Source organism: Butyrivibrio sp. M55, from assembly GCF_900116865.1.
Classification (GTDB): domain Bacteria; phylum Bacillota; class Clostridia; order Lachnospirales; family Lachnospiraceae; genus Butyrivibrio.
Map to the genome: position 1 here is coordinate 12,801 of NZ_FPCD01000005.1, position 22,805 is coordinate 35,605.

Below are 22,805 nucleotides of genomic sequence, written 5' to 3' on the forward strand. Positions count from 1 at the left end.
TACCAAATATCGCCTATTTTTTCCACCAAGAAATTATGATATGCTATTTGAAAGGGGGAAACGCCATGAAACTTACCTTTATCGGCGCTGACCACGAAGTAACGGGCAGCTGCCATTTACTTTCCGCTTGTGGAAAAAATATTCTTATAGATTACGGAATGGAACAGGGCAAAGATTATTTCGAAAATGTTCCCATTCCCGTTTCAGCTCCCGAAATAGATTATGTATTTCTCACCCACGCTCACGTGGATCATTCGGGAAATCTTCCGCTTTTATACGCCAAAGGATTCAGGGGAAAAATATACTCAACCGACGCAACCTGCGATTTGTGCAACATCATGCTCAGAGACTGTGCTCACATTCAGATGCAGGAAGCCGAATGGCGCAACAGAAAAGCCAAACGAAATAAAGAAATAACGCAGATGGAGCCCTCCTATTCCATGGAAGATGCAGAAAAGACGATCAAGTCTTTTATTCCATGTAAATATGGCGATGAGATAACCGTCTGTGACGGAATAAAGATACGTTTCACCGACATCGGCCACCTTCTCGGTTCGGCCAGCATTGAAGTATGGATTACTGAAAAAAATATCAGCAAGAAAATTGTCTTTTCCGGCGATATCGGAAACAAAGATCAGCCACTGATAAAAAATCCGCAGCTTACAGATTCCGCAGACTATGTTCTGATTGAATCAACCTACGGAGACAGACTGCACGGGACTGAGAAACCCGATTATATAAAAGAGCTGTCGGAAATTCTCGACAGAACTTTTGCAAGAGGCGGAAATGTTGTCATCCCCTCTTTTGCCGTCGGAAGAACTCAGGAAATGCTATACTTTATCAGGAAAATAAAAAAGGACGGACTCGTAAGATCCTTCCCGAATTTCCCGGTATTTGTAGACAGTCCGCTTGCCGTTGAAGCAACTGAGATATTCGATGAAAACCGATACGAATGCTACGATGAAGAGGCTATGGAACTTGTAAAGCGCAAGATAAATCCCATAACTTTTCCGGGTCTTAATCTTGCCATCACAACAGAAGAATCAAGAGCCATCAACGAAGACCCTGAGCCGAAGGTCATCATCTCTGCATCCGGAATGTGCGAAGCAGGCCGTGTAAGGCACCACTTAAAGCACAATCTCTGGCGTGAAGAATGCACAATTTTGTTTGTCGGCTACCAATCGGTCGGCACAACGGGAAGAACTATCATTGACGGCGCCGAACAGATAAAACTCTTTGGCGAAACTGTTGATGTTAAGGCAGATATCTGCAAGCTTGAAGGGCTTTCGGGACATGCCGATAAAAACGGACTTATTGAATGGATAAACGGATTCAGCGCAAAGCGTCCCAAAAAAGTATTTGTCGTACACGGTGAAGACAGCGTATGCAGCTCTTTTGCCAAACTTCTCAGGGACGAGTACGGATTCGATACATATGCGCCTTACAGCGGAACTGAGTTTGACCTCGTGTCAGGAACCTTCATAAAAGAGGCTGTTCCTGTTCCCAAGAAGACCAAAGAAGCCACTCTCGTATCCGATGTCTATGCAAGACTCAAAGCAGCCGGTGCAAGACTTGTCGGCATAATCGCAAAGAGCGAAGGCATGACAAACAAAGACAAAGCAAAATTTGCAGATCAAATAATCGCATTATGCGACAAATGGGGAAAATAAAGTTATATATATTTAGGAGGAACGGTATGTCAAAAGCCGATGAAATTTTTATTTCCATGTGCAACGATATCATGGAAAACGGAACATCAACAGAAGGTGAGAAAGTTCGCCCACACTGGCCGGACGGAACTTCCGCTTATACCATAAAGAAATTCGGTGTCGTAAACAGATACGACCTTTCAAAAGAGTTTCCTATCATGACTCTCAGAAAGACCGCACTTAAGAGCGCAACTGACGAGATACTCTGGATCTACCAGAAAAAAAGCAACAACATAAACGATCTTCACAGCCATATCTGGGACGAATGGGCCGATGAAACAGGCTCAATCGGAAAAGCCTACGGCTACCAGATTGCTCAAAAAAGCATATACAAAGAAGGCGAGTTCGATCAGATCGACAGAGTCATCTATGACCTTAAAAACAATCCTTTCAGCAGACGTATCATGACAAACACTTACGTATTCTCAGATCTTCACGAAATGAACCTGTACCCCTGCGCTTACAGCGTAACTTACAATGTCACCCAGAAAAAGGGCGAAGACAGGCTTACGCTCAATGCTGTACTCAATCAGCGTTCACAGGACGTGCTTGCCGCAAACAACTGGAACGTTGTTCAGTACGCGGTTCTTGTTCATATGCTGGCTCAGGTCTGTGATATGAACGTCGGCGAACTTGTACACGTTATCGCAGATGCACACATCTACGACAGACACATTCCTCTTGTAAAAGAGCTTATTAAGAGAACTCCTCTTCCCGCTCCCAAATTCACATTAAATCCGGACATAAAGGATTTCTACGAATTTACAAGAAATGACGTATCACTTGAAAACTACGAAGTTGCCGGAGAGCAGCTTAAAGACATTCCTATTGCAATCTGACGAAGCGGAGCTTAGACTGATGGACAAATTTGCAAGTTTCCGCAAATTATCAGGAAACACACTAAAAATAATAGCTTGCGTGACAATGCTTATAGACCACATAGGTGCAGCTATAATTGCTCCACTGGTAGAAGATGACATTTTACCCGTGGGGATGTCTTTTGACACCCTTAACGCGATATATAAGTCGATGAGATTTATAGGAAGGACTTCTTTCCCTCTCTTTATCTTTCTCATCGCAGAAGGATTCCTACATACTTCAAGCAGACTAAAATACGCAATTAGTCTGCTTGTTTTTGCTTTGATATCAGAGCTTCCTTACGACTATGCCTTTTACAGCGGACTACATCTTGAAAACAATAACGTATGCATAACTCTTTTTCTTGCGCTTATCACATTATGGAGTGTAGACGCCGTAAGTAATTATTTTCAAAAAAGGAATCTGAATGCCACTTATGCTATGGTCGCAGGTATCTTCATTATCCTGTTCACATCCGGCACTGCCGCTTTCATGCAGAGTGACTACAAATGCTATGGTATCTTCCTTGCAGTGATATTCTGCTTCTTTAAGCCTCTTTTCCCTTTAAATGTACTCGCCGCATATTTTGTTATTGCTTCATACAACACGGAATGGCAAAGTTTTCCTGCCTTTCTCCTCATATGTCTGTATAATCAAAAACAAGGTAAAAAGCTTGGCAGATATAAATATCTGTTCTACGCCTTCTACCCTGTTCATCTCATCATCTTATATGTGACCAGGCTTCTTATTGCCGGTGCACTTTCAAACTGATCAATCGCCTACGATTCCCGCCATAGCTTCCTGTGCTGCAGCGATATTCGTTGTAGACAAAGTATATGTCTGCAACATATCCGTTGAAAATCTGACAGTGTTGTACTTATCTACGGTAACAACCGCATATTCCGTATAACCCGAATCCTTATCTCCGGTAAGTATATAGACCTCATCGCCCTTTAATACATCCATCTCAACTTCAACAGTAGCCTTGTTTGGCAATAGATCATTCTGATTAAATGATATCTCATATGTCCCCGGATAAAATGAATCCGGATCTTTTGTTATCGTTCCGCTGTATGGGAGCATCTCATCATTATCGTCTTTAACCGTTACCCGCTGAGTAAACCTGCTGTTTGTAGACAAATCTGCAACTATTTCTTCGTCGCTACCAGAAGCATCATCCTTTTTGTCATCGACGCCCAAATACTTAAGAAGTGTTTCTTCTGCGGCATAGTATGCATCTTCGTTATCAGCTGCCTGCTGATTTGAACCGTGTCTGTTATAAACATGCAGACATACGGCTGACAAAGCAACTACAAATACCACAGCAAGAACAATAACCACCCATCTTGCTCTTTTCATCTTCACCTCAAAACAAACTTTATACTTTTTTAACTTTTATTTCACAGAATAAACTAAAGTTTATCACAATTTGGACACAAATTCCAATAGATTTTTTCAAAAATATTGCAAATTTTATTCAGTTTCTCAACAAACGCCTTATCTACGCCATGTTTTGGGTTTCATGATAATAAATATTGGCAAAAGTTCAAGTCTTCCCGCCAACATATCAAACATAAGAACCAATTTGGACAAAGCAGAGAACTCTGAATAATTGCCCATGGGACCAACCATTCCAAGTCCGGGTCCTATATTGTTAAGAGTAGCCGCAACTGAGGTTACTGTAGTCTGAAAATCAAAATTATCAAGTGCAACGATTATTGTTGAAACAATAAATGTCATAACATACAGGCCAAGATACGCAGAAACCGACTTAACCGTGGTACCTTCAACCGTATGTCCGTCCATATATACTCTCTTGATAGCTTTGGGATGAACAATAAAGTTAAGTTCATTCCTAAAGTTCCTTACTACGATAATAGCTCTCGAAAATTTGAAACCACCGCCCGTCGAACCGGCACACGCTCCGACAAGCGACAAGATACACAGGATCATCTTGGAAAACATCGGCCACTTGTCAAAATCAAGCGTTCCGAAACCTGTCGTAGTCATAACGGAAACAACTGCAAAGAGCGAATGGTGGAACGAAAGTCCTGCGTTATTAAGAACTCCCGCTCTGTAAATATTCACAGCAATAAGTGCAGCCGCTATAAACATTGTTCCGAAATAGAATTTTACTTCGTCTATTGCAAAAGCCTCTTTTGGCTTCTTGTTCAAAAGAAAATAGTAAACGGTGAAATTTACTCCGCAAAGTGCCATGAATACAATGATTATGGCCTGGCTTAATACGGAATATCCGCCCACACCGGCGTTATTAACAGCAAATCCACCTGTACCAACGGTTGAAAAAGATATTGTTATCGCATCGTAAAGCGGCATTCCCGAAAGGAACAGGCATATGATCTCAACAACCGTGATTCCGAAATATATAAGATAAAGAATTTTAGCAGTATCTTTTACCTTGGGAACAATCTTACCTACAACAGGCCCCGGGCTTTCCGCACGCATAAGATGCATACTGTAGCCGTCCGCCATCGGAACGATTGCAAGAAGGAATACCAAAACTCCCATTCCACCGATCCAGTGAGTAAATGTCCTCCAGAACTGTACACTGTATTCGATACCGTCAAGACTTGTGAGAATACTTCCTCCGGTTGTCGTAAGACCTGATATTGTCTCAAACACAGCATCGATGTAATTGGGAATAGCTCCGGTAATAACAAAAGGAACCGCGCCCAAAAGACTCATAAGTATCCATGCCACGGCCGTAATGGAAAAGCCTTCTTTTGCATAGATAACTTTGTTTGAAGGTTTCTTACGAGAGCCAATGACTCCGACAATCATGGCAACCGCCGCGAGCGCCAGGAAAGACACAGCACTGTCGTATTCCTTATAGATTATTGCCACCACGAATGGCAAAACAAACAGACATCCCATGACTCTCATAAGTCTGAAGAGAATGTATCTGATCATTGAATAATTCATTTTTTAGTTCTCCAAAATATCATTTATGTCTTTTAATCCTGTTTGTGTTGTAACAACGATAACAGAATCTCTGTCCTTTATCACACTCGCACCTGTAGGAGATATGATCTCTCCGTAGTGATTAATGCAGGCAATAAGAATACCCTTCTTAAGATTAAGCTGTGCAAGAGGAACTCCAATTACAGGGCTTCCGTTTCTGACAATAAACTCAAGTGCTTCTACGCGCTCATCATTGAGCTTATAAAGTGTCTCGATATTACTGTCTTGGGAAGCAGACATTCCTCTTACAAACTGAACAATCCTGTCAGCCGTAATATTCTTGGGATAGATGACACTTCCTATATCAAGTGAACCGATTATATCGCCATAATTTACCCTATGAACCTTGGTAATGATCTTTGCCTTGGGATTTATGCTCTTAACATACATTGAGAGCATAATATTCTCCTCATCAAGATTTGTAAGAGCTACAAAAGAACCGACAGAAGTAATGCCCTCTTCAAGGAGCATGTCTTTATCTGTTCCGTTCCCGTTTATTATAAGTGCCTGAGGAAGAAGTTCTGAAAGCTCCTTACATCTTACAGGATTTTTCTCAAAGAGCGTAACTTTGATTCCGATAGACATGAGCTCTTTTGCAAGGTAAAAACCTGTCTCTCCTCCGCCTACAATTATCGTCGAAGGAACCTTTGCTGTCGGAAGTCCGAGCTTTCTGAAGAAAGCAAGTGTATTTCTGCCGGATCCGAAAATTGTTATCTCATCCCCTGCCCTTAATATAAAATTACCATCGGGAATAAATACTTCATTGTCACGTGATACCACAGAGATAATGACCTGTTTCTTAAGATCGTCGGGGATATCTTTCAAAGCTTTATCGCAAATTCTGAGATTCTTGGTAACGATAAACTTTACGAGCTCCGCTCTTCCCCTTGAAAAAGTTTCAACCTTAGTTGCAGACGGGAACTTAAGCAGTCTGTCCGCTTCTCCCGCCGCTGCTTCCTCGGGATTGATTACCATTGAAAGACCAAGTTCTTCTTTGATGAAATTGATCTCTTTTTTATAGATCGGATTACGAACTCTGGCTATTGTATGACAGTTACCTGCTTTCTTTGCTATAAGACAGCAAAGAAGATTAAGTTCATCCGACTCAGTAACAGCAATCATAAGATCCGCCGACTCAATACCTGCATCCTTCATTATGGAATAGCTGGCACCGTTACCTACTATTCCCATGACATCATAACTGTTGACCACATACTGAAGAACATTGCTATTCTCCTCTATGACCGTTATATCATGTCCTTCCTTGCTAAGTTGTTGAGTAAGCGTCTGGCCGACATTTCCACAGCCAACTACTATGATCTGCATATAATTCCTCCATATAAAAGACTAAAAGGTTGCTCCAACAAAAAAACCTGAGCAACCTCTATTATTATAGAATTTAATCAGATAATAATCAACCTGCTCAAAAAGCGCTAAAACAAGGTTTTCTTGAACATAAAAGTCCTGAAAGTCGCTGTTTTATCGTTTTTTTATAATAATTTCCCCTTAAGTTCATTGTATATATAGCATTCTGACAGTACAATTATGATGTCGGTGAAGCTTTTTACACCGACTTTTGTATATAATTTCATAATAAGGAGACCGAAAATGAGAAATATTTTCTCCCAATTTTTCCAAGGACGTTACGGTTCCTACGGAATGGACAAACTCACAAGGTTTCTTTTGATATTGTCAGTAATAGCTTTGATCGTCTCGCTTTGTTCACCATTTGGTTTCTTATACTATGTTGCCTTTGCGTTATTGATCTACTCATATTTCAGGCTTTTATCGAAAAATATCACTAAGAGATACAAAGAAAATGAGAGTTTTATCAAGACCGAACAAAAGATCCGTTTATTCTTCGGAAAGAAACACAACAAAATTTTACAGTACAGACACTATCACATTTATACTTGCCCGCAGTGCAAACAAAAGATACGCATACCAAGGGGCGCCGGAAACATTATGGTTCGATGTCCCAAATGTATGACAGAATTTAAGAAGAAAGCTTAACATGAAAAAATATCTGGTAGTATACGCCAGTGAAACAGGAAACACCCTTATGCTGGCAAAAGAAATTTATAACGCCATAGGTTGTCCAAAAGATGATAAAGCGCTTGTGGACATAAGATCATGGAACGGGACTCTGGATGCAGAGCTTTATTTTATAGGCTTCTGGATTAACAGAGGTTCATGCAGCCTGGAGATAATTGACCTTATCTCCTCTCTGCATGGCAAAAACGTTGTTTTCTTCGGCACATGCGGTTTGGGTGACAGCTACGCGTACCATAAAGTTCTTGAGCAAAATGCCAGAGCATGGCTCGCTGCTGACAATAATTTTCTGGGTTCATTCTTTTGTCTTGGAAAAATGCGTCCGGAAATCAGAAGCAAATATGAATCTCTTCGCGGAAAATGCGAGGATGTTCAGATAGATATCATGCTGAGCATGCTTGATGATGCATCAAGCCATCCCGATAATCAGGATCTTTTGCAGGTAAGACTTTTTACGGATGAAATACTTGTAAAAGCCGAAAATTATACTGCGGCTTATATCTGACTTTTTTTAGCTAACAATCAGTGCACTCTTATCGTACTTGCGCTTATCTGAAAGCTTTCTTCACATTCATCGTCGGCAGCTCTCTGATAGGTTATTGTGAACGTACGATACTTTGATCTGATAATATACACAGTCTGATAAACAGCTTGAGAACCTTCGGGTTCATAGTGGGCGTCTATCTTGTAACCGGGATAGCCGTCTATTTCTATGCGTTCAAAAGATTCTACTTTATAACCTACGTCTCCTCCATACTGTGTCTTGTAGCCGGCTGAAACAAGAGCTTCGTACTTATGCTTATCAAGCTTAGCCAAGCTGTCTATAGTCTTTTCGCCGCTTGCTTGCTGAGCTTTTTCTCTGTTTGTAAGCATAAAATCGTTGCTGTTATTGTGGACAATATAGCTTACGGAAGATGATTCCATAGGTCTGTACTTATTTACATAATAGCCTTTCACTCCGGCCGGAACAAATTCGGGATTAAGGACAAAAGTACAGCCGGTCGCTTCCTTAAGTTCCTCTCCTGCCGCCAGTTCAAGGCATAGAGCGTCAGTAACAAAAATGACAAATGCCATTGATGCCGCAAGTATTACATTGAATAAAATTTTCTTTTTATTCATAAACAAGACGCTCCGTTTCATTAAATGACCTGACCACATTACATGGCCAGGTCTTAAAAATTTCTTTTACCAAAAATGTAAAAAATCAAGCCTCATAGCTGTCGATAAGCTCAAGAGTATGTTCTTCGTTCATCTTCTTGCACATCTCAACGAGCGCATCAAGAGGAACATTCTGAACCTGCTTGTTGGAACCACGAACATTGATAGATACAGTGTTCTCCTGCGCTTCCTTATCACCGACAACGATGATGTACGGATCTTTGTAGTTCTTGAACTTCTTGATCTTCTCTTTCATGTTGTTGTCTGAATAATCAGCCTCAACACGAATTCCTGCATTCATAAGAGCAGTTTCAACCTTCTTGGCATACTCATTGTGCTCAACACGGATGGGTACGATACCAACCTGATAAGGGCTGAGCCAGAACGGGAATACTCCCTTGAAGTTCTCAATGATGATACCGATGAATCTCTCAAGTGAACCGTAGATAGCTCTGTGAATAACTACAGGCATCTGCATTGTTCCGTCCTGAGCCTGGTATGTAAGGCCAAAGTTATGAGGAAGCTGGAAGTCAAGCTGTACGGTACCGCACTGCCACTCTCTTCCGAGCGCATCCTTGATCTGAAGGTCGATCTTAGGTCCGTAGAACGCACCGTCACCTTCGTTGATCTCATATCCACCCTCGCCGTACTTCTCATCGAGGATTTCCTTAAGAGCAGCTTCTGCTCTGTTCCAAACTTCAATGTCACCCATGAAGTCTTCAGGTCTTGTTGAGAACTCAGCTCTGTAAGTAACACCGAATGTTGAGTAGATCTCGTCAGCGATTGCGATAACATCGGCAATCTCTTCTTTTATCTGTGATTCCATTACGAATGTATGGTCATCATCCTGACGGAACTCCTGAACACGGAAAAGACCGTTCATCTGGCCTGACTTTTCTTTACGATGAAGAACATCATATTCACTGTAACGGATAGGAAGCTCTTTATAAGAGTGATTTGTTCTCTTATATGTCATCATCGCATTAGGGCAGTTCATGGGCTTTGCAGCCATTGTGTCATCCTGCTCACGGTTATAAACAACAGAACCTGCCTGGATTTTTATGTTCTTAGGCTCTTCTGTGGGTTCGTTGATATTCTCAAGCACTCCGGGAATCTCGGCATCTGCCTTGAGCCATCCCGAAACACCGGGAACCATAAACATGTTATCTACGTAATGAGCCCAGTGTCCGCTTATAAGCCAAAGCTTTTTATTATTTACAAGAGGAGCTGCGATTTCTGTATATCCGTGTCTCTCCTGTACTTCTCTTGAATATTTAAGAAGTGCCTGATACATCTTCCAGCCTCTGGGAAGCCAGTAAGGCATACCGGGTGCAGTCTCATCAAACATAAAGAGGTCGAGCTGTGCACCGATCTTCTTGTGATCGCGTTCCATTGCCTCCTGAATCATCTTGATGTGCTTTTTAAGCTCATCCTTGCTAGGGAATGCATAGAGATAAATTCTTGAGAGCTGATCTCTCTTCTCGTCACCTCTCCAATACGCGCCTGAAACAGCCTTGATCTGATAAGCTGCGTTCATAAGCTCCTGTGCGTTACCTACGTGAGGTCCGCGGCAAAGATCAACATAATCATCGCCTGTATAGTAAACCGTCAAAATCTCATCTTCAGGAAGATCCTGAATAAGCTCGGTCTTGAATTTCTGGTCTTTGAACATTTCAAGTGCTTCTGCTCTTGAAACTTCCTTGCGTGTAAAATCTTCTCTTCTCTTGATGATCTCGCGCATCTTATCTTCGATGGTCTTGAAATCATCCTGTGTCACAGCCTTGGGAAGTACGAAATCGTAGTAGCAACCGTCATCGATCTGAGGTCCGATTGCGTACTGTACTTCTTTTCCGTAAAGCTCGATAACAGCCTTAGCGAGAATGTGTGCCAATGAATGGCGGTAAACTTCTAAATATTCTTCTTTTGTCATTTCAGCTCCTTCTGCTATACCTACCGGGTACAGCCATGCATGTTTTATAATGATGTTCCGCTCTCGCGCACAGTGCTCGCCGGAACTAAGTAGTACACCGGGCTAGAAAAACCCTCGCCAGGTGATTACTTATGCGTTCTTGCCGCAGCACTTCTTATATTTCTTTCCACTTCCGCACGGGCAGGGATCGTTGGGGTAGATCTTGACTTCTTTTCTGATTGTGTGAGAAGCCTTCTCTTCTTTGTAGAGTGCCTTTCTCTTGTCCTCATCAAAGATTTCTTCCCATTCAGGAAGGTTGTAGAGCCAGTCTGCGCCGGCGTTTACCATATTCTTGTAAAGGAGTTCTTTCTCGAAACCAAGGTTAACCTCAGTATCCTCCTCCATCTCTTCAATAGGGTTCTGCACCTTAAGGCTGTCGTTGATTCCGTCAAGGAAGCCAACCATAGTCATAAGGTCAACTTTGTACTTCTCTGCGAGCTCTTTAACTGTTCCCTTAACAACCTCATCAGGGTTCTTCAAAAGCTGCGCATAGATGTCGCGCTCTTTCTGGAAGTACTCTGTCCATAATTTCTGGAGGGTACCCTTATCTGTAGTCTCTGAATAAGCCATATCATGCCATTTTTTTAATAATGCCATATCCGTTACTCCTGTTTTTTCATAATAAAATTCGTGATCAGGGCATAGTAATGCCACTGACTTTTATACGTAAAATTTATTCTATCGTATTATCAGTGGGGTGTCAAAAAAGTCGCTCCAATTTCTTGAGACGACTTTCACTATTTTCTTTATATTTTCATATGATTCATCAGAGCTTTTTGATTCTCTCAAGTGCCTCTACGCTGTTCTCGTAGCTTCCGAAAGCAGTGAGTCTGAAGTAGTGCTCTCCGCTGGGGCCAAATCCCGATCCAGGTGTACCTACCACATTTGCCTTCTCAAGAAGGTGGTCAAAGAACTCCCAGCTTGTCATGTTATCAGGTGTACGAAGCCATACGTAAGGTGAGTTTACACCGCCTGAAACGTCGTATCCCGCCTCTTTAAGGCCGTTAAGAATGTAGTTCGCATTCTTCATATAGCGTGCGACCATATCTTTTATCTGAGCCTTTCCTGCATCCGAATAGCAAGCTTCTCCGGCTCTCTGCACGATGTAAGGAGCTCCGTTGTACTTTGTGCCGTGTCTTCTTGCCCAGAGACTGTGCATCTGAACTTTTTTGCCCTCAAAATCAACTGTAAGCTCATGAGGAATAATGGTAGCTCCAAGGCGAAGTCCAGTAAAGCCTGCGTTCTTTGAAAAAGATCTGAGCTCTATAGCGCAGGTCCTGGCACCCTCGCACTCATAGATTGAATGAGGAACGTTGTCCTCTGAAATATATGCCTCGTAAGCTGCATCAAAGATGATAACAGCGCCGACTTTGTTTGCGTAGTCAACCCAAACCTGAAGCTGATCCTTAGTGATTGCGCTACCTGTAGGATTGTTGGGGAAGCACAGATAAATAAGATCCGGTGTCTCCTTGGGAAGTTCAGGCGCAAATCCGTTCTCAGCCGTACAAGGCATGTAGATGACATTGCTCCAGATTCCTGTGTTCTCGTCGTAATCTCCTGTTCTTCCTGCCATTACGTTAGAATCAACATAAACGGGATATACGGGATCGCAAACCGCAATCTTTGCATCCTGTGAAAAGATCTCCTGAATGTTGCCGGAATCGCTCTTGGCACCATCTGAAATAAAGATCTCATCGTCAGCGATATCGCATCCTCTGCTTCTGAAATCGTTCTCGGCCATTGCGTGGCGAAGGAAATCATATCCAAGATCGGGAGCGTATCCTCTGAATGTCTCGGCTACGGCCTGCTCGTCAACAGCCTTGTGAAGTGCCTCGATTACTGCGGGGCAAAGAGGCTGTGTAACATCTCCGATTCCGAGTCTGATTATTTTTTTATCCGGATTAGCCTGCTGATAAGCATTAACCTTCTTCGCAATTGTGCTAAAGAGGTAGCTTCCGGGAAGTTTCAAATAGTCACTGTTAGGTCTAAACATTGATTCGTCCTCACTTTCATGCGAATATAAAAAAAGTTTACTACTTTTTTGTATAATTGTATACATTTTTCTTTTCGTATTATATATAATGATAAAGATAGCTGTTCCACTGATAATTCAGATGCCATAAATCACCAATGCGACAGCACCAAATCCAAACTTATTTATTTTATAATGCAAATATAGTACATAACACTAACAGAATGTGAGGTACCCAATATGAAATTTACCAAAATGCACGGCTGCGGCAACGATTATGTATATGTGGATGGAGGAAAAGAAAACGTTCCTTCCGGGAAAAAGTCTCAAGTGGCACAGATGGTCTCAGACCGCCACTTCGGAATCGGCTCCGACGGAATCATTTTCATAAATCCCGTTGACGATCCTAATATTGATTTTGAAATGGAAATGTACAATGCGGACGGTTCACGCTCTGAGATGTGCGGAAACGGCATCAGATGCGTTGCTAAATACGTCTATGACAAAAAGCTCACAGATAAGACCAACCTTACAATCGTAAGCGCAGGCAAAAAGAAATATATAGATCTGACAATCGGATCTGACGGGCTTGTAGAAACCGTTAAAGTTGACATGGGCGCTCCCATCCTTGACTCTGCAAGCGTTCCCGTTTCGGTATCCGATGAACTTCTTTCAAAAGACAATAAAAAGTATGAAATCCTTTCCAAGGAATACGGAAGACTCACTGTAGATGTTCCTATAGAAGTTTCAGGAAAAACATGGCACATGACATGCGTTTCAATGGGTAATCCCCACTGCGTTGTTTTCCTTCCTGAAAGTGAAGACCTTGCAAACTTTGACATTGAAGCCGTAGGACCCTTATTTGAAAATCACAAAGTATTCCCTAACCGCACCAATACTGAGTTCGTAAAGATTGATGACAAGAACAACGTACACATGAGAGTTTGGGAACGTGGAACAGGCGAAACTCTTGCCTGCGGAACAGGTTGCTGCGCTACAACAGTTGCCTGCATACTTAACGGACTTACAGATACAGAAGTTACCGTACATGTTCTCGGCGGTGACATCAAATGCTCCTGGGATAAAAATCCCGAATCGCCCGTGATCATGGAAGGCCCGGCGACTACTGTGTTTGAAGGCGAGATTGAGATATAAAATTCTGTATGGACCAAGGGGACGGGGTTAGTGGATCATTTTTGAAAAACAAAAATGATCCACTAACCCCGTCCCCTTGATCCACATATATTCACCTTGGCTTAAAGCCGTCTTTCACAGTTGTCCCTATCGGCTCACTTCGATTCATCATATCGCCGTAGCATGAACTCGGACAATTATAGTAGCTGTTTACTTCATCGTCCTCATGAACGGTATTGTAGACAATTACTCCGTTCATATCAATTCTTTCCGTCTCAGAATCGGCAAAAGGAATCGGCGTTACATAAAAGCCGTCTTTCACATGTTCCAAAAAGCGATTCTTATCTACCTTAAGATAATGAGCCGTCCAGTTTCCGAAACATACAACTGCGATAGCTACCATTGCAAATCTAAGAAACGCTTTTCCCTTGAATAAATTCTCCGCAAGATCCATAGCCGAACAAAGCGGAAGAAGCATAAGAAATGCCAGTCCGTATCTGATAAACGGCGCGGTAAAGAACCACATCGCAATGTTGATAAACACGGTGATATAAAACATTGCAACATCCGCACGAATCTTTTTTCTAACTGTCCTGATAATAAGATTAAGAAACACAGCCCCCGCTCCCGCTACCTGGAACAAAATAAGGAGTTTCTCATAAAACCTTTTTCTTTCCCACCAGATTGGAAGCCACACGGATATTCCTTCTTTTATACCGTCCTCAACACTCGCTGTATCCTGAAGTTCTCTGCCCCAGACTTTGATCTGATCTGCGTCAAACTTCATGTACTCGGCAGGAACCTTCCAGACAACGTTAAACAGATCTATCGCTTCCGCAGGATATAATAGCCATCCCGAGATTATCACATTCCTTACAAGATACGGAAGGAAGGACAAAAAACCTATCACTATAAAAGAAACCGTCTCTTTTGTCATCTTCTTTTTTACCAGAAGAATAAAAGGAAGAACCGCAAGCACAACAAGCGCCGCCGCGGAAAGCTTCATGCTGACCGTAAATATTGAAAGAACCGCAAGGTATCCGTATACAGGAATATCATCGGTATTATCTTTTTTCTCAACTGCCTGAGTGATCCACGCGCACATGATGTATAGCACCATGTACATCGCTCCGTAGTCCGTTGCCGGCGACTGCAGATATTCAAGAGCCGTAATGCCGTAAATGATTATCGCAAGTCTCGCCATATCAGCCGTATGGCCCGCGCGAGATGTCCACTTCATAAGGCCGCAAACGGCGTAGCAGGTGAAAAGAGCCATGATAAACCCTGTCATCGTATGAAGCGCAAACGGCAGGATAAAACTCAGCGTAAACAGCGCACAAAGCGCAAGATACGAACTGTTATATGCAAAATGTAACTGGAAATTACCGATACCCTTTATGACACCATACTCTTCAATTATCCTGATTGCCTGAGCATGATAGATGCCCGTATCCCTGTGGAATACGCCTCTCGACGCATAAAAAGCGGATATAAGCACGATGATAAAGCAGACAACACCCTCTTTTGACCTGAATCTCTTTTTTACATTTATAAGAAGTGCACTGACTTTCTTGCGACATTTATAAGCTCCGATTGCAAGAATCATGAGCATCAAGGCATGACATACCGCCCCTACCTTATAAAAGATACTGAAACACTCGGCATATACTGTAAGCGTCACCAAACCAGTGGTAACGATGCCTGTAATACCGATTCTCTCTACGTTCGGAACGGGAATAACCCTTGAAAGAACTTTTCTTATCGTCACTCCCGCAATAAGACAAACCAAAAATATATAAATATAGCTGAGTAATACTACAACCATACACTATTCCTCACATTCAATCAGCACGGACATTCACAGCGAAACACCGATCAATGTATTTCTTTCGCCGCATCTTTGCCGCACTCACCCGCAACAATATAAATTCTCTCACTTTCCTCTGTCGGAGCCTCATGGGTATCCGCATCGTAACATGCAATAAACTTAAGTCCCGCCTTTTCCACAAAAGACTTCATCTCATCAAGCGTATATCCCCTCTGATAATGAGTCTCAACGGAGCGCTTGAACACATCGTCCTCACCGCATTTTGCAAATATCGTAAGGTCATATTCATTGATATGCTCTTCATCGTGATAATAATTATCCCAGATGAAGCTGCAATCCTCGCGATTCTCCGCTATCGTCACATCGCCGATCACATCTCTGTATTTGTGAAGCGTATTGAAGTCAAATATGAATACTCCGTTAGGGAAAAGAAAATTATTCACAAGTTTAAATGTCTCGATAACATCCTCATCCTCAAGAAGGTAATTGACACTGTCGCACACGCTAAGCACCGTTCCACAGGTACAGTAAAGGTCAAGCTCTCTCATATCCTGCTCAAGATACATGACGTTAAGTCCTTCGGCCGCAGTCTTCTTCCTGGCAATATCAAGCATATCGGATGACATATCTATTCCGATTATATCATAGCCGCGCTTCGCCATATTCAGGGTAAAAGAACCTGTTCCGCAGCCTAGTTCAACGATAAGGTTCTTTTCTTCTTCAAGCGCCTGCTCGGTATCTTCCTCTGTCGTATACTCGGAAGCATCGCTTTTTGCCGGCTTTGTAACGCCGAACTTATTCATCAATTCCACTATAAAATCACCCCATACGTCGTATGGGGTTTCATCCATGAATGTGTCATATACATTTGCAAAATCTGTGTATGCGTCCATATTTAATCCTTTGCCACAACTAAATGATCAGAACAAGCTGATTATAAGTTGTATTGCCTTAGTTCCAAGTCCCATAATAATACCCGCAAGAACCACTCCGCAAACAACTGCTTTAACACTCTTCTTAAAATCCATATCGAGGATTGAAGCAGCAAGCGTACCTGTCCAAGCACCTGTTCCCGGAAGCGGAATACCTACAAATAAGAAAAGTGCCCAGTACAAGCTATTTCCGGCTTTCTCTTTTAATTTTTCTCCGCCCTTATGTCCCTTTTCAAGACAGAAAGTAAAAAATCCTCCGATAACCGGCTTATCTTTTCCCCACTCAAGAACTTTTCTTGCAAAGAAGAAAATAAAAGGCATCGGAAGCATATTACCGATAATTGCGACAATGTAGCTTGGAAGTATCGGTAGTCCATTAGCGATAGCGTAAGGCACTGCAACTCTAAGTTCTACCAAAGGAACCATTGAAATCAAAAAAACAATTAAATACTTCACCATAATTAAACAAAACTCCTTATCAAATACTGTTGGCAGCTTGATCCTGCCATCTCATAATATCCATCTTCTTGACATATATGACCTTTATTAACATTCTTGATATAAAAAGTCATGTATTTCTCAAGCTTCATCCTGTCTTTCATACCACTCACATGACTTTTTTGCCGCTTTTCTTCATAAAAGTCATACTTGCTCAGGTCTTCAGCCTGCTTTTCATTACTCTCACATGACTTTTTTGCAACTTTTCTTCATAAAAGTCATACTTGCTCAGGTCATCGGCCTGCTTTTCATACCACTCACATGACTTTTTTGCAGCTTTTCTTCATAAAAGTCATAGTACAGCGTCTTGAAATAAAATGAGAAACAAAGATTTCATCCCAAAAATTCATTCAACTTCGCAATAAGAATATCCATCTCTTCATCCGTTCCGATTGATATTCTCAAATGATCCTTGATCCTCGGTGCATCCCATCTTCTTACAATAATGTTGTTTGCCCTGAGGTAATCAAAGATTTCTTTTCCGGACTTCTCTTTGTGCTTAGCAAAGACAAAGTTAGTCTTGGAATCTGCAAACTCAAAACCAAGCTCGCGAAGCTCTGCCTTAACGCGCTCTCTGGTGTTAACGATCATGCTTACAGTCTTTTCAAAATAAGCTTTGTCCTTAACCGCAAGAGCACCAAGCTCAAGTGCCGGAATATTCATGGTATATGAATTGTACGCAAACTTCACGTCAAGAAGATATTTAATAATCTTCTTGCAACCAAACGCATAACCAATTCTCATTCCCGCCATCGAACGTGACTTTGAAAAAGTCTGAACAACCAACAGGTTATCATACTTGCTTATCAAAGGCAAAACCGACTGTCCGCCGAAATCAGCGTAAGCTTCATCAACAATAACAACCACGTCGGGATTTCTTTTTATAACTTCCTCAACGGCATCTATCGGAAGCTGTGCGCCCGTGGGTGCGTTGGGATTAGCAAGAACCACACCGCCGTTCTCACCAAAGTAATCCTCTATCCTTACAGAGAAATCATCAAGTAGAGGAATCTGCTTATAAGGAATTCTTAAAAGCTCTGCCCAAACATCATAGAACGAATATGTTATATCCGGGAAAAAAATCGGCTTATCCGAATTAAAAAACGTCATAAAAGCCATTGCAAGCACATCATCGGAGCCAACTCCGACAAAAACGTTATCCTTATCAACCTTGTAGAAATCAGCTATTGCCTCCACAAGAACATCGCAGGTAGGATCGGGATATTTCTTAAAACTTTCCGCATCCATATTCTTAAGTGCCTCCTGAACCGCAGGAGCCGGCGGATAAGGATTTTCATTTGTATTAAGCTTGATTATATTCTTAATCTTGGGCTGCTCACCGGGTGTATACGGAACAACCTTACGTACGTTTTCTTCCCAACTCATAATATTCTCCTCATCTTGCTGTATGGCACATTTTTGTGCACAGTAACGATATTATAACTTAAAAAAGAGCGCCTATGCAAATTATCTTTGCATAGGCGCCCTTCAATAATCATTTTTTATCTGAACCAATCAGTGTGTCGCTGTAGCAACCGCTGCAACTCTTACGAATGCAAGAGGTCCGTGCTGGGTAAGATTAACTGTTACGTGGTTGTCTGTAACCGATGAAACAAGTACCTGAACCCAGTTCTTGCCCTGAAGCTGATATACTGCGATGGTATCGTTTGCAAATACGCCGGTAACAGTGAAATTCACCTGTGCAGTCTTAAATGAAACTCCGGGTGAGCTTGTTGTTACACAGTGAAGAAGTGTGCCACCCACGCTGTTTGCATACTTGTTTGCTGAACTGAGAACTCCTGATGTGGGAGCTGCAAGTGTAAATGTAACGTTGCTCTTTCCACCGTTGATCTGAACGTGTCCGCCCTGAGCAACATATCCGCCGTATCCGTCGCCAACTGCATTATTTCTGCTAAGAATCTGTGCTCTTGAAGGAACCTCCTGCTTCTTAGGTCCTCTTGTTGCGTTTTTGTACTTTTCCTTATATGTATCTCTTGCCTTTACAGCCTCGTCAAGGCTCTTCTGTGTAGCCTCGAGCTGCTTTGTAAGTGCATTTTTCTGGTTAGTAAGTGCATTCTTCTGTTCAGTAAGTGTAGCATTATTCCTTTCCTGAGCCTGTTTGAAAGCTTCAAACTGCTGCTGAAGAGTCCTTATTGTACTCTCATTGCTAGCGTTCTGCGCCTGAAGATTCGCAACATCACTGCTCAGATGCTCGTTTTCTGATTCCAGTCTACCTATCTGCTGATTTGCTGTATTGAGCTGATTTTGCAAATCCTGCGCAAGTCTGCTTGGATTTACTGTACTTCCCTCATTTGTACCTGTTCCTGTATTCCCCTCGGTAATACCAATACCCTCCGCAGCAAATACACATACGCAATTTGTCACCATAAGTGTACCTGCAACTGCAAGTGCCAGAATCTTTTTCATAATTGTTTGCCTCCGTTCCTTTATTAAACATTACTGATTTATCTGCAACTATTCAGCCTTATATCAAAGCATTAGTATTCTTCATTTCCGTAATCAATCTCGCGATTTATATTCCCTGCCGCATCACCAACAAGGCATCCAACGACTACCGTCTGTTTACCGGGTTCGATCGTACTGTCTGTAGTAAGCGTAATAAGAAAATGCTCGGGAGAAAGCCCCGTTTCGCAGCCTTCCCTTATAATCTTATTCGCGTCGCCGTTATTATAGATCTCATCAATAAACTCAGAACATCCCGAAGCATACGAGAAATCATATTGCTCAAGAAGCCTTGTATTATCGCGCGTATAAGCGGCAATTATGTAATATGTAAGGGAGTTGTCCTCCATATACACATATGCATATTCATGCTCATCAAAATATTTTTTGTCCAAAAAATTATTAAGTCCCGCAAACCTGCTTCCATCCGCAGGTGAAGCACCGTGAATGACCTCGTTGAAATCACACATATCATTCAGATTGGCCGCCTCGATATATATGGCACCGTTTGCATCCGGTTCTTTGAACTCATTATGATCACTGTAAAACAGATCGTCCCCTTCGGCATTTTGAAGGATCGGATAGTTGATCTCCGTATCCGGAATATACAGCCAGGCAAAAGCATCCTCGTTGAGTCTTTTTACACTGTCAAAGCCCGACTCCTGCTCCGTTGGAAGTGTGCTCGTTTCATATCCCGTATTTCCCACGGAATTCGCTGCCTTCTTGGAACATCCTGTAAGGCAAAAAGCAATAAACAGTATAAAAAATCCTTTTACGGCTATCGTATCTATATCAATATATCGTCTTATTTTGTGCATTACATTAGTTCGCGTCATTAATTTTTTCATAAAAAACATTTATAATAGCCTCGTACAGACTATTTTCATCCGCATAAAATTCTTCATACTTGCCGTTTTTCTTGGTCTCTCCGTCAATCGTCACGATATCGTCCATATCGAACTTGTACGATACAAGAAACGGAGCCAGATAAGAAATCTCATCGGCAGAAATATTTGTAACCATCTTATCTCCGATCGAGGTAAAAAGCTCAACCGCCGCATTATTATTCTCCCTGCAAATAGTTCTTGCAGAATTAATAAAAGAATTTATGTACTGGCGCTGCCTCTCAAGTCTTGATCCATTCGAATTGGGAATATAGATATCTCTGCTCTTCACATAATGAAATGCCGTCTCTCCCTCAAGATGAACCCTTGCGCCCTTTTTAAGCTTTTTATCAAACTTGGTAAGATCCTCAAGTACAACAACGTCCACGCCGCCTACCTGATCGTTTATCGTAGGAATCGCACTCATATTTATAGCTGCATATCCGTGAATCGGAAGCTGGTGAAAAAGATTTGACACCGCCTTCACCTGATATTCGCAGGACTCTTCCATTCCATCGCCAAATCCATGCTGCAATGAAACCTGAGCCTTAGCTGTTGTCTGATATCTTCCGTACTCATCGTAAACATCGACATCAGTCATTGTATTTCTGTTGATGCCGATAATGCTTATTGACTGAGTGTGCGGATTAAGAGCAAGCAAAAACAATGCATCCGCCTGGCCTCCGTCGGTTCCCTCAGCCACCTTGGTAACGATCTCATCGTCCTTGTCGATACCCATTATTAAAAAAGTGATTATATCTTCATTGTAATCATAAACAGCACCGTTATATCTGATCCAGTCGTCCTGCCACTTGGTACTGCCTGTTGTATTGCCCTCATAGAGAGCAGACTTAGCCATCACAGGTGCTGTTGTTGCCGATTTCGAATCAAGATTTGCTCTTCCGAAACCTCTCATTATTTCAAATCCAAGCAACGCCCCCGATATAATCGTCATAAGCACTGCCCATATAATGAGAAAAATCTTTCCTTTTCCCCTCATCCTTGACTCCTAGTTACCGTTTGTTTCTTCTTCACTGTCGGCTGATGATGCCGATGTCGTGCTGTCCCCGTCTTCAAAAGAAAGTTTGGGGTGCATACCGTCCTCTATCTTATCAGAGGAATCACCGTTAAATTCTATATCCGCAATGTTTGCTGGAAAAACTCTCGACTGTTTTGTTACGTTTCCGCTGTGATCGGCAACCGCATAGTAAACTACCGCTGTTTCCGCATCTTTGTTAAGAACCACCTTCTCAACAACTATTCTGTCCGTAATGTCACCGTCCTTGGCGTCATATGCATTGATCCCTACGATAAGGTCTTTGTCTTTTGTCTCCGAATCATAAATTAGATCAAGTGCCGAAAACCTGAACTCGGGAGCCATCTTGTCGCTCCTTCCGTATGCCAAAACTATAAGAGCGATCATCACTCCGCTCAATATGGTAAAAAATATACCGAGTATATTTCCTCTCACTTCTTCCTCCGAATGTGCTACATGCAGCCTTTTTGCTGCCGATAGTAATAATTCTTATCTGTCTTTTCTGGTAACTCCGGCAAGATAATTAAGCTCGTCCAGATCGTCATCATCAGGTTCCGGAACAGTCTCCTGCGTCTTTGGACGAGTCACCTGCATAGCTTCGCCTTCTCCGTACTTGCCATAATACTTGCCGTAATACTTACCGTAATATTTGCCGTAGTAATGACCGTAATGGCCATAGTAGCCTTTGCCGTTTATATCAACCTTGTTAAGAACAACTCCGAGCATCTTAGCCCCCGCCTTATCAAGCTGGTCTTTTACCCTCTGTGCAAATCTGTAGCTTATTGAATTGCTCTCAATTACCATAACTGTTCCGTCACACTGCTTGGCAACGACAGCCGCATCGATAACGCTTCCAAGAGGAGGCGTATCAACTATTATGTAATCAAAGACCTGTTTCATATTTTCAAGCGCCTTGGCAAATATCCTGCCACCCAGAAGCTCACTGGGGTTTGGCGGAACAGGTCCGCTGAATATTACGTAAAGGTTTGGTGTATCCGTCTCACAAATAACACTTGATAGGCGTTCTCTTCCGACAAGACAATGAGTAAGCCCAAGCCTTACGGAACCTGTCCTGTATCTTCCTACAAGGACAGACTTACGCATATCGGCGTCGACAAGAATCGTCTTCTTGCCCGCCTCGGCAAATGCCCTGGCAAGTGCCATAGCAACTGTTGTTTTTCCTTCTCCCGGAGTACAGCTTGTAACAGAGATGACTCTCACATTCTGTCCACTGAACTCTACGTTACTTCGAAGTGTCTTATATGCTTCTTTTACCTGATAATTATTTTCTGCCTGACTGAAATGAAGTTTTGCGGTCTGCATAAAATCT

Annotated in this window: 21 protein-coding genes; 5 read left to right on the plus strand and 16 right to left on the minus strand. The window is 42.2% G+C overall.

Features of this window, described 5'->3' with window-relative positions:
• Positions 1–65 precede the first annotated feature (65 nt).
• Genes BM398_RS07470 through BM398_RS07480 form a run of 3 tightly spaced genes read left to right on the plus strand, consistent with a single transcriptional unit; the run spans position 66 to position 3,338 of the window.
• The gene (locus BM398_RS07470) at positions 66–1,670 is read left to right on the plus strand and encodes an MBL fold metallo-hydrolase RNA specificity domain-containing protein (protein WP_092337123.1); all 1,605 of its coding nucleotides are present in this window, start codon (positions 66–68) and stop codon (positions 1,668–1,670) included.
• Positions 1,671–1,696: 26 nt separating this feature from the next.
• Positions 1,697–2,548: a thymidylate synthase gene (gene thyA, locus BM398_RS07475; protein WP_092337124.1), complete on the plus strand. Its 852-nt coding sequence runs from the start codon at positions 1,697–1,699 to the stop codon at positions 2,546–2,548.
• A gap of 19 nt (positions 2,549–2,567) precedes the next feature.
• Positions 2,568–3,338: a TraX family protein gene (locus BM398_RS07480; protein ID WP_175531876.1), complete on the plus strand. Its 771-nt coding sequence runs from the start codon at positions 2,568–2,570 to the stop codon at positions 3,336–3,338.
• On the opposite strand, the gene BM398_RS07485 is transcribed toward BM398_RS07480, so the two are convergent.
• The 3 genes from BM398_RS07485 to trkA form a co-directional block, all read right to left on the minus strand.
• Positions 3,339–3,926 (minus strand): hypothetical protein, encoded by a 588-nt coding sequence (locus tag BM398_RS07485; RefSeq protein WP_092337126.1) that lies wholly within the window; start codon positions 3,924–3,926, stop codon positions 3,339–3,341.
• Between the two features lie 138 nt (positions 3,927–4,064).
• A complete protein-coding gene (locus BM398_RS07490; protein ID WP_092337127.1) occupies positions 4,065–5,510 on the minus strand; it encodes a TrkH family potassium uptake protein in 1,446 nt (481 codons plus the stop codon).
• A gap of 3 nt (positions 5,511–5,513) precedes the next feature.
• Complete coding sequence (gene trkA / locus BM398_RS07495) at positions 5,514–6,875, minus strand: Trk system potassium transporter TrkA (protein WP_092337128.1); 1,362 nt, start codon at positions 6,873–6,875, stop codon at positions 5,514–5,516.
• A gap of 688 nt (positions 6,876–7,563) precedes the next feature.
• On the opposite strand from trkA, the gene BM398_RS07505 reads away from it, so the two are divergent.
• Positions 7,564–8,106: a flavodoxin family protein gene (locus BM398_RS07505; protein ID WP_092337130.1), complete on the plus strand. Its 543-nt coding sequence runs from the start codon at positions 7,564–7,566 to the stop codon at positions 8,104–8,106.
• A 17-nt stretch (positions 8,107–8,123) separates the two neighbouring features.
• Here BM398_RS07505 and BM398_RS07510 read toward each other — a convergent pair whose 3' ends face one another.
• From BM398_RS07510 to BM398_RS07525, 4 genes are all read right to left on the minus strand, one after another.
• Positions 8,124–8,720: a hypothetical protein gene (locus BM398_RS07510; RefSeq protein ID WP_092337131.1), complete on the minus strand. Its 597-nt coding sequence runs from the start codon at positions 8,718–8,720 to the stop codon at positions 8,124–8,126.
• An 85-nt stretch (positions 8,721–8,805) separates the two neighbouring features.
• A complete protein-coding gene (locus BM398_RS07515; protein WP_092337132.1) occupies positions 8,806–10,689 on the minus strand; it encodes a threonine--tRNA ligase in 1,884 nt (627 codons plus the stop codon).
• 129 nt (positions 10,690–10,818) lie between these two features.
• On the minus strand, positions 10,819–11,325 hold the full coding sequence (locus BM398_RS07520) for an SEC-C metal-binding domain-containing protein (RefSeq protein ID WP_026656853.1): 507 nt from the start codon (positions 11,323–11,325) through the stop codon (positions 10,819–10,821).
• A 169-nt stretch (positions 11,326–11,494) separates the two neighbouring features.
• The gene (locus tag BM398_RS07525) at positions 11,495–12,721 is read right to left on the minus strand and encodes an LL-diaminopimelate aminotransferase (protein WP_092337133.1); all 1,227 of its coding nucleotides are present in this window, start codon (positions 12,719–12,721) and stop codon (positions 11,495–11,497) included.
• A 219-nt stretch (positions 12,722–12,940) separates the two neighbouring features.
• Here BM398_RS07525 and dapF point away from each other — a divergent pair, with 219 nt between their 5' ends.
• Entirely contained in the window at positions 12,941–13,855 is a 915-nt protein-coding gene (gene dapF, locus BM398_RS07530; protein ID WP_092337134.1) for a diaminopimelate epimerase, read from the plus strand.
• A gap of 91 nt (positions 13,856–13,946) precedes the next feature.
• On the opposite strand, the gene BM398_RS07535 is transcribed toward dapF, so the two are convergent.
• The 9 genes from BM398_RS07535 to BM398_RS07575 form a co-directional block, all read right to left on the minus strand.
• Positions 13,947–15,659, minus strand: coding sequence for an LIC_10190 family membrane protein (locus BM398_RS07535; protein ID WP_092337135.1), 1,713 nt, complete (start codon positions 15,657–15,659; stop codon positions 13,947–13,949).
• A 50-nt stretch (positions 15,660–15,709) separates the two neighbouring features.
• Positions 15,710–16,555: a class I SAM-dependent DNA methyltransferase gene (locus BM398_RS07540; RefSeq protein ID WP_092337136.1), complete on the minus strand. Its 846-nt coding sequence runs from the start codon at positions 16,553–16,555 to the stop codon at positions 15,710–15,712.
• 27 nt (positions 16,556–16,582) lie between these two features.
• Positions 16,583–17,053: a COG2426 family protein gene (locus BM398_RS07545; RefSeq protein ID WP_207648070.1), complete on the minus strand. Its 471-nt coding sequence runs from the start codon at positions 17,051–17,053 to the stop codon at positions 16,583–16,585.
• Positions 17,054–17,425: 372 nt separating this feature from the next.
• Positions 17,426–18,481, minus strand: a complete 1,056-nt coding sequence (gene hisC, locus BM398_RS07550) for a histidinol-phosphate transaminase (protein WP_092337138.1) — start codon at positions 18,479–18,481, stop codon at positions 17,426–17,428.
• Between the two features lie 126 nt (positions 18,482–18,607).
• Positions 18,608–19,519: a coiled-coil domain-containing protein gene (locus BM398_RS07555; RefSeq protein ID WP_092337139.1), complete on the minus strand. Its 912-nt coding sequence runs from the start codon at positions 19,517–19,519 to the stop codon at positions 18,608–18,610.
• A gap of 71 nt (positions 19,520–19,590) precedes the next feature.
• Complete coding sequence (locus tag BM398_RS07560) at positions 19,591–20,391, minus strand: class B sortase (protein ID WP_175531877.1); 801 nt, start codon at positions 20,389–20,391, stop codon at positions 19,591–19,593.
• On the minus strand, positions 20,378–21,439 hold the full coding sequence (locus BM398_RS07565) for an LCP family protein (RefSeq protein ID WP_092337141.1): 1,062 nt from the start codon (positions 21,437–21,439) through the stop codon (positions 20,378–20,380). Before BM398_RS07565 ends, BM398_RS07560 begins: the two co-directional genes overlap by 14 nt.
• Positions 21,440–21,448: 9 nt before the next feature.
• Positions 21,449–21,910: a DUF5011/hyalin repeat domain-containing protein gene (locus BM398_RS07570; protein ID WP_092337142.1), complete on the minus strand. Its 462-nt coding sequence runs from the start codon at positions 21,908–21,910 to the stop codon at positions 21,449–21,451.
• Between the two features lie 54 nt (positions 21,911–21,964).
• A complete protein-coding gene (locus BM398_RS07575; RefSeq protein WP_026656840.1) occupies positions 21,965–22,798 on the minus strand; it encodes a polysaccharide biosynthesis tyrosine autokinase in 834 nt (277 codons plus the stop codon).
• Between the last annotated feature and the right edge of the window lie 7 nt (positions 22,799–22,805).

Coding starts and splice junctions, on each gene's coding strand:
- BM398_RS07535 (WP_092337135.1), bottom strand. CDS start 15,659: ATGGTTGTAGTATTACTCAGCTATATTTATATATTTTTGGTTTGTCTT.
- BM398_RS07525 (WP_092337133.1), bottom strand. CDS start 12,721: ATGTTTAGACCTAACAGTGACTATTTGAAACTTCCCGGAAGCTACCTC.
- BM398_RS07565 (WP_092337141.1), bottom strand. CDS start 21,439: ATGAGGGGAAAAGGAAAGATTTTTCTCATTATATGGGCAGTGCTTATG.
- thyA (WP_092337124.1), top strand. CDS start 1,697: ATGTCAAAAGCCGATGAAATTTTTATTTCCATGTGCAACGATATCATG.
- trkA (WP_092337128.1), bottom strand. CDS start 6,875: ATGCAGATCATAGTAGTTGGCTGTGGAAATGTCGGCCAGACGCTTACT.
- BM398_RS07560 (WP_175531877.1), bottom strand. CDS start 20,391: ATGACGCGAACTAATGTAATGCACAAAATAAGACGATATATTGATATA.
- BM398_RS07485 (WP_092337126.1), bottom strand. CDS start 3,926: ATGAAAAGAGCAAGATGGGTGGTTATTGTTCTTGCTGTGGTATTTGTA.
- BM398_RS07505 (WP_092337130.1), top strand. CDS start 7,564: ATGAAAAAATATCTGGTAGTATACGCCAGTGAAACAGGAAACACCCTT.
- BM398_RS07555 (WP_092337139.1), bottom strand. CDS start 19,519: ATGAAAAAGATTCTGGCACTTGCAGTTGCAGGTACACTTATGGTGACA.
- BM398_RS07510 (WP_092337131.1), bottom strand. CDS start 8,720: ATGAATAAAAAGAAAATTTTATTCAATGTAATACTTGCGGCATCAATG.
- BM398_RS07515 (WP_092337132.1), bottom strand. CDS start 10,689: ATGACAAAAGAAGAATATTTAGAAGTTTACCGCCATTCATTGGCACAC.
- BM398_RS07470 (WP_092337123.1), top strand. CDS start 66: ATGAAACTTACCTTTATCGGCGCTGACCACGAAGTAACGGGCAGCTGC.
- BM398_RS07490 (WP_092337127.1), bottom strand. CDS start 5,510: ATGAATTATTCAATGATCAGATACATTCTCTTCAGACTTATGAGAGTC.
- BM398_RS07540 (WP_092337136.1), bottom strand. CDS start 16,555: ATGGACGCATACACAGATTTTGCAAATGTATATGACACATTCATGGAT.
- dapF (WP_092337134.1), top strand. CDS start 12,941: ATGAAATTTACCAAAATGCACGGCTGCGGCAACGATTATGTATATGTG.
- BM398_RS07575 (WP_026656840.1), bottom strand. CDS start 22,798: ATGCAGACCGCAAAACTTCATTTCAGTCAGGCAGAAAATAATTATCAG.
- BM398_RS07520 (WP_026656853.1), bottom strand. CDS start 11,325: ATGGCATTATTAAAAAAATGGCATGATATGGCTTATTCAGAGACTACA.
- BM398_RS07545 (WP_207648070.1), bottom strand. CDS start 17,053: ATGGTGAAGTATTTAATTGTTTTTTTGATTTCAATGGTTCCTTTGGTA.
- BM398_RS07480 (WP_175531876.1), top strand. CDS start 2,568: ATGGACAAATTTGCAAGTTTCCGCAAATTATCAGGAAACACACTAAAA.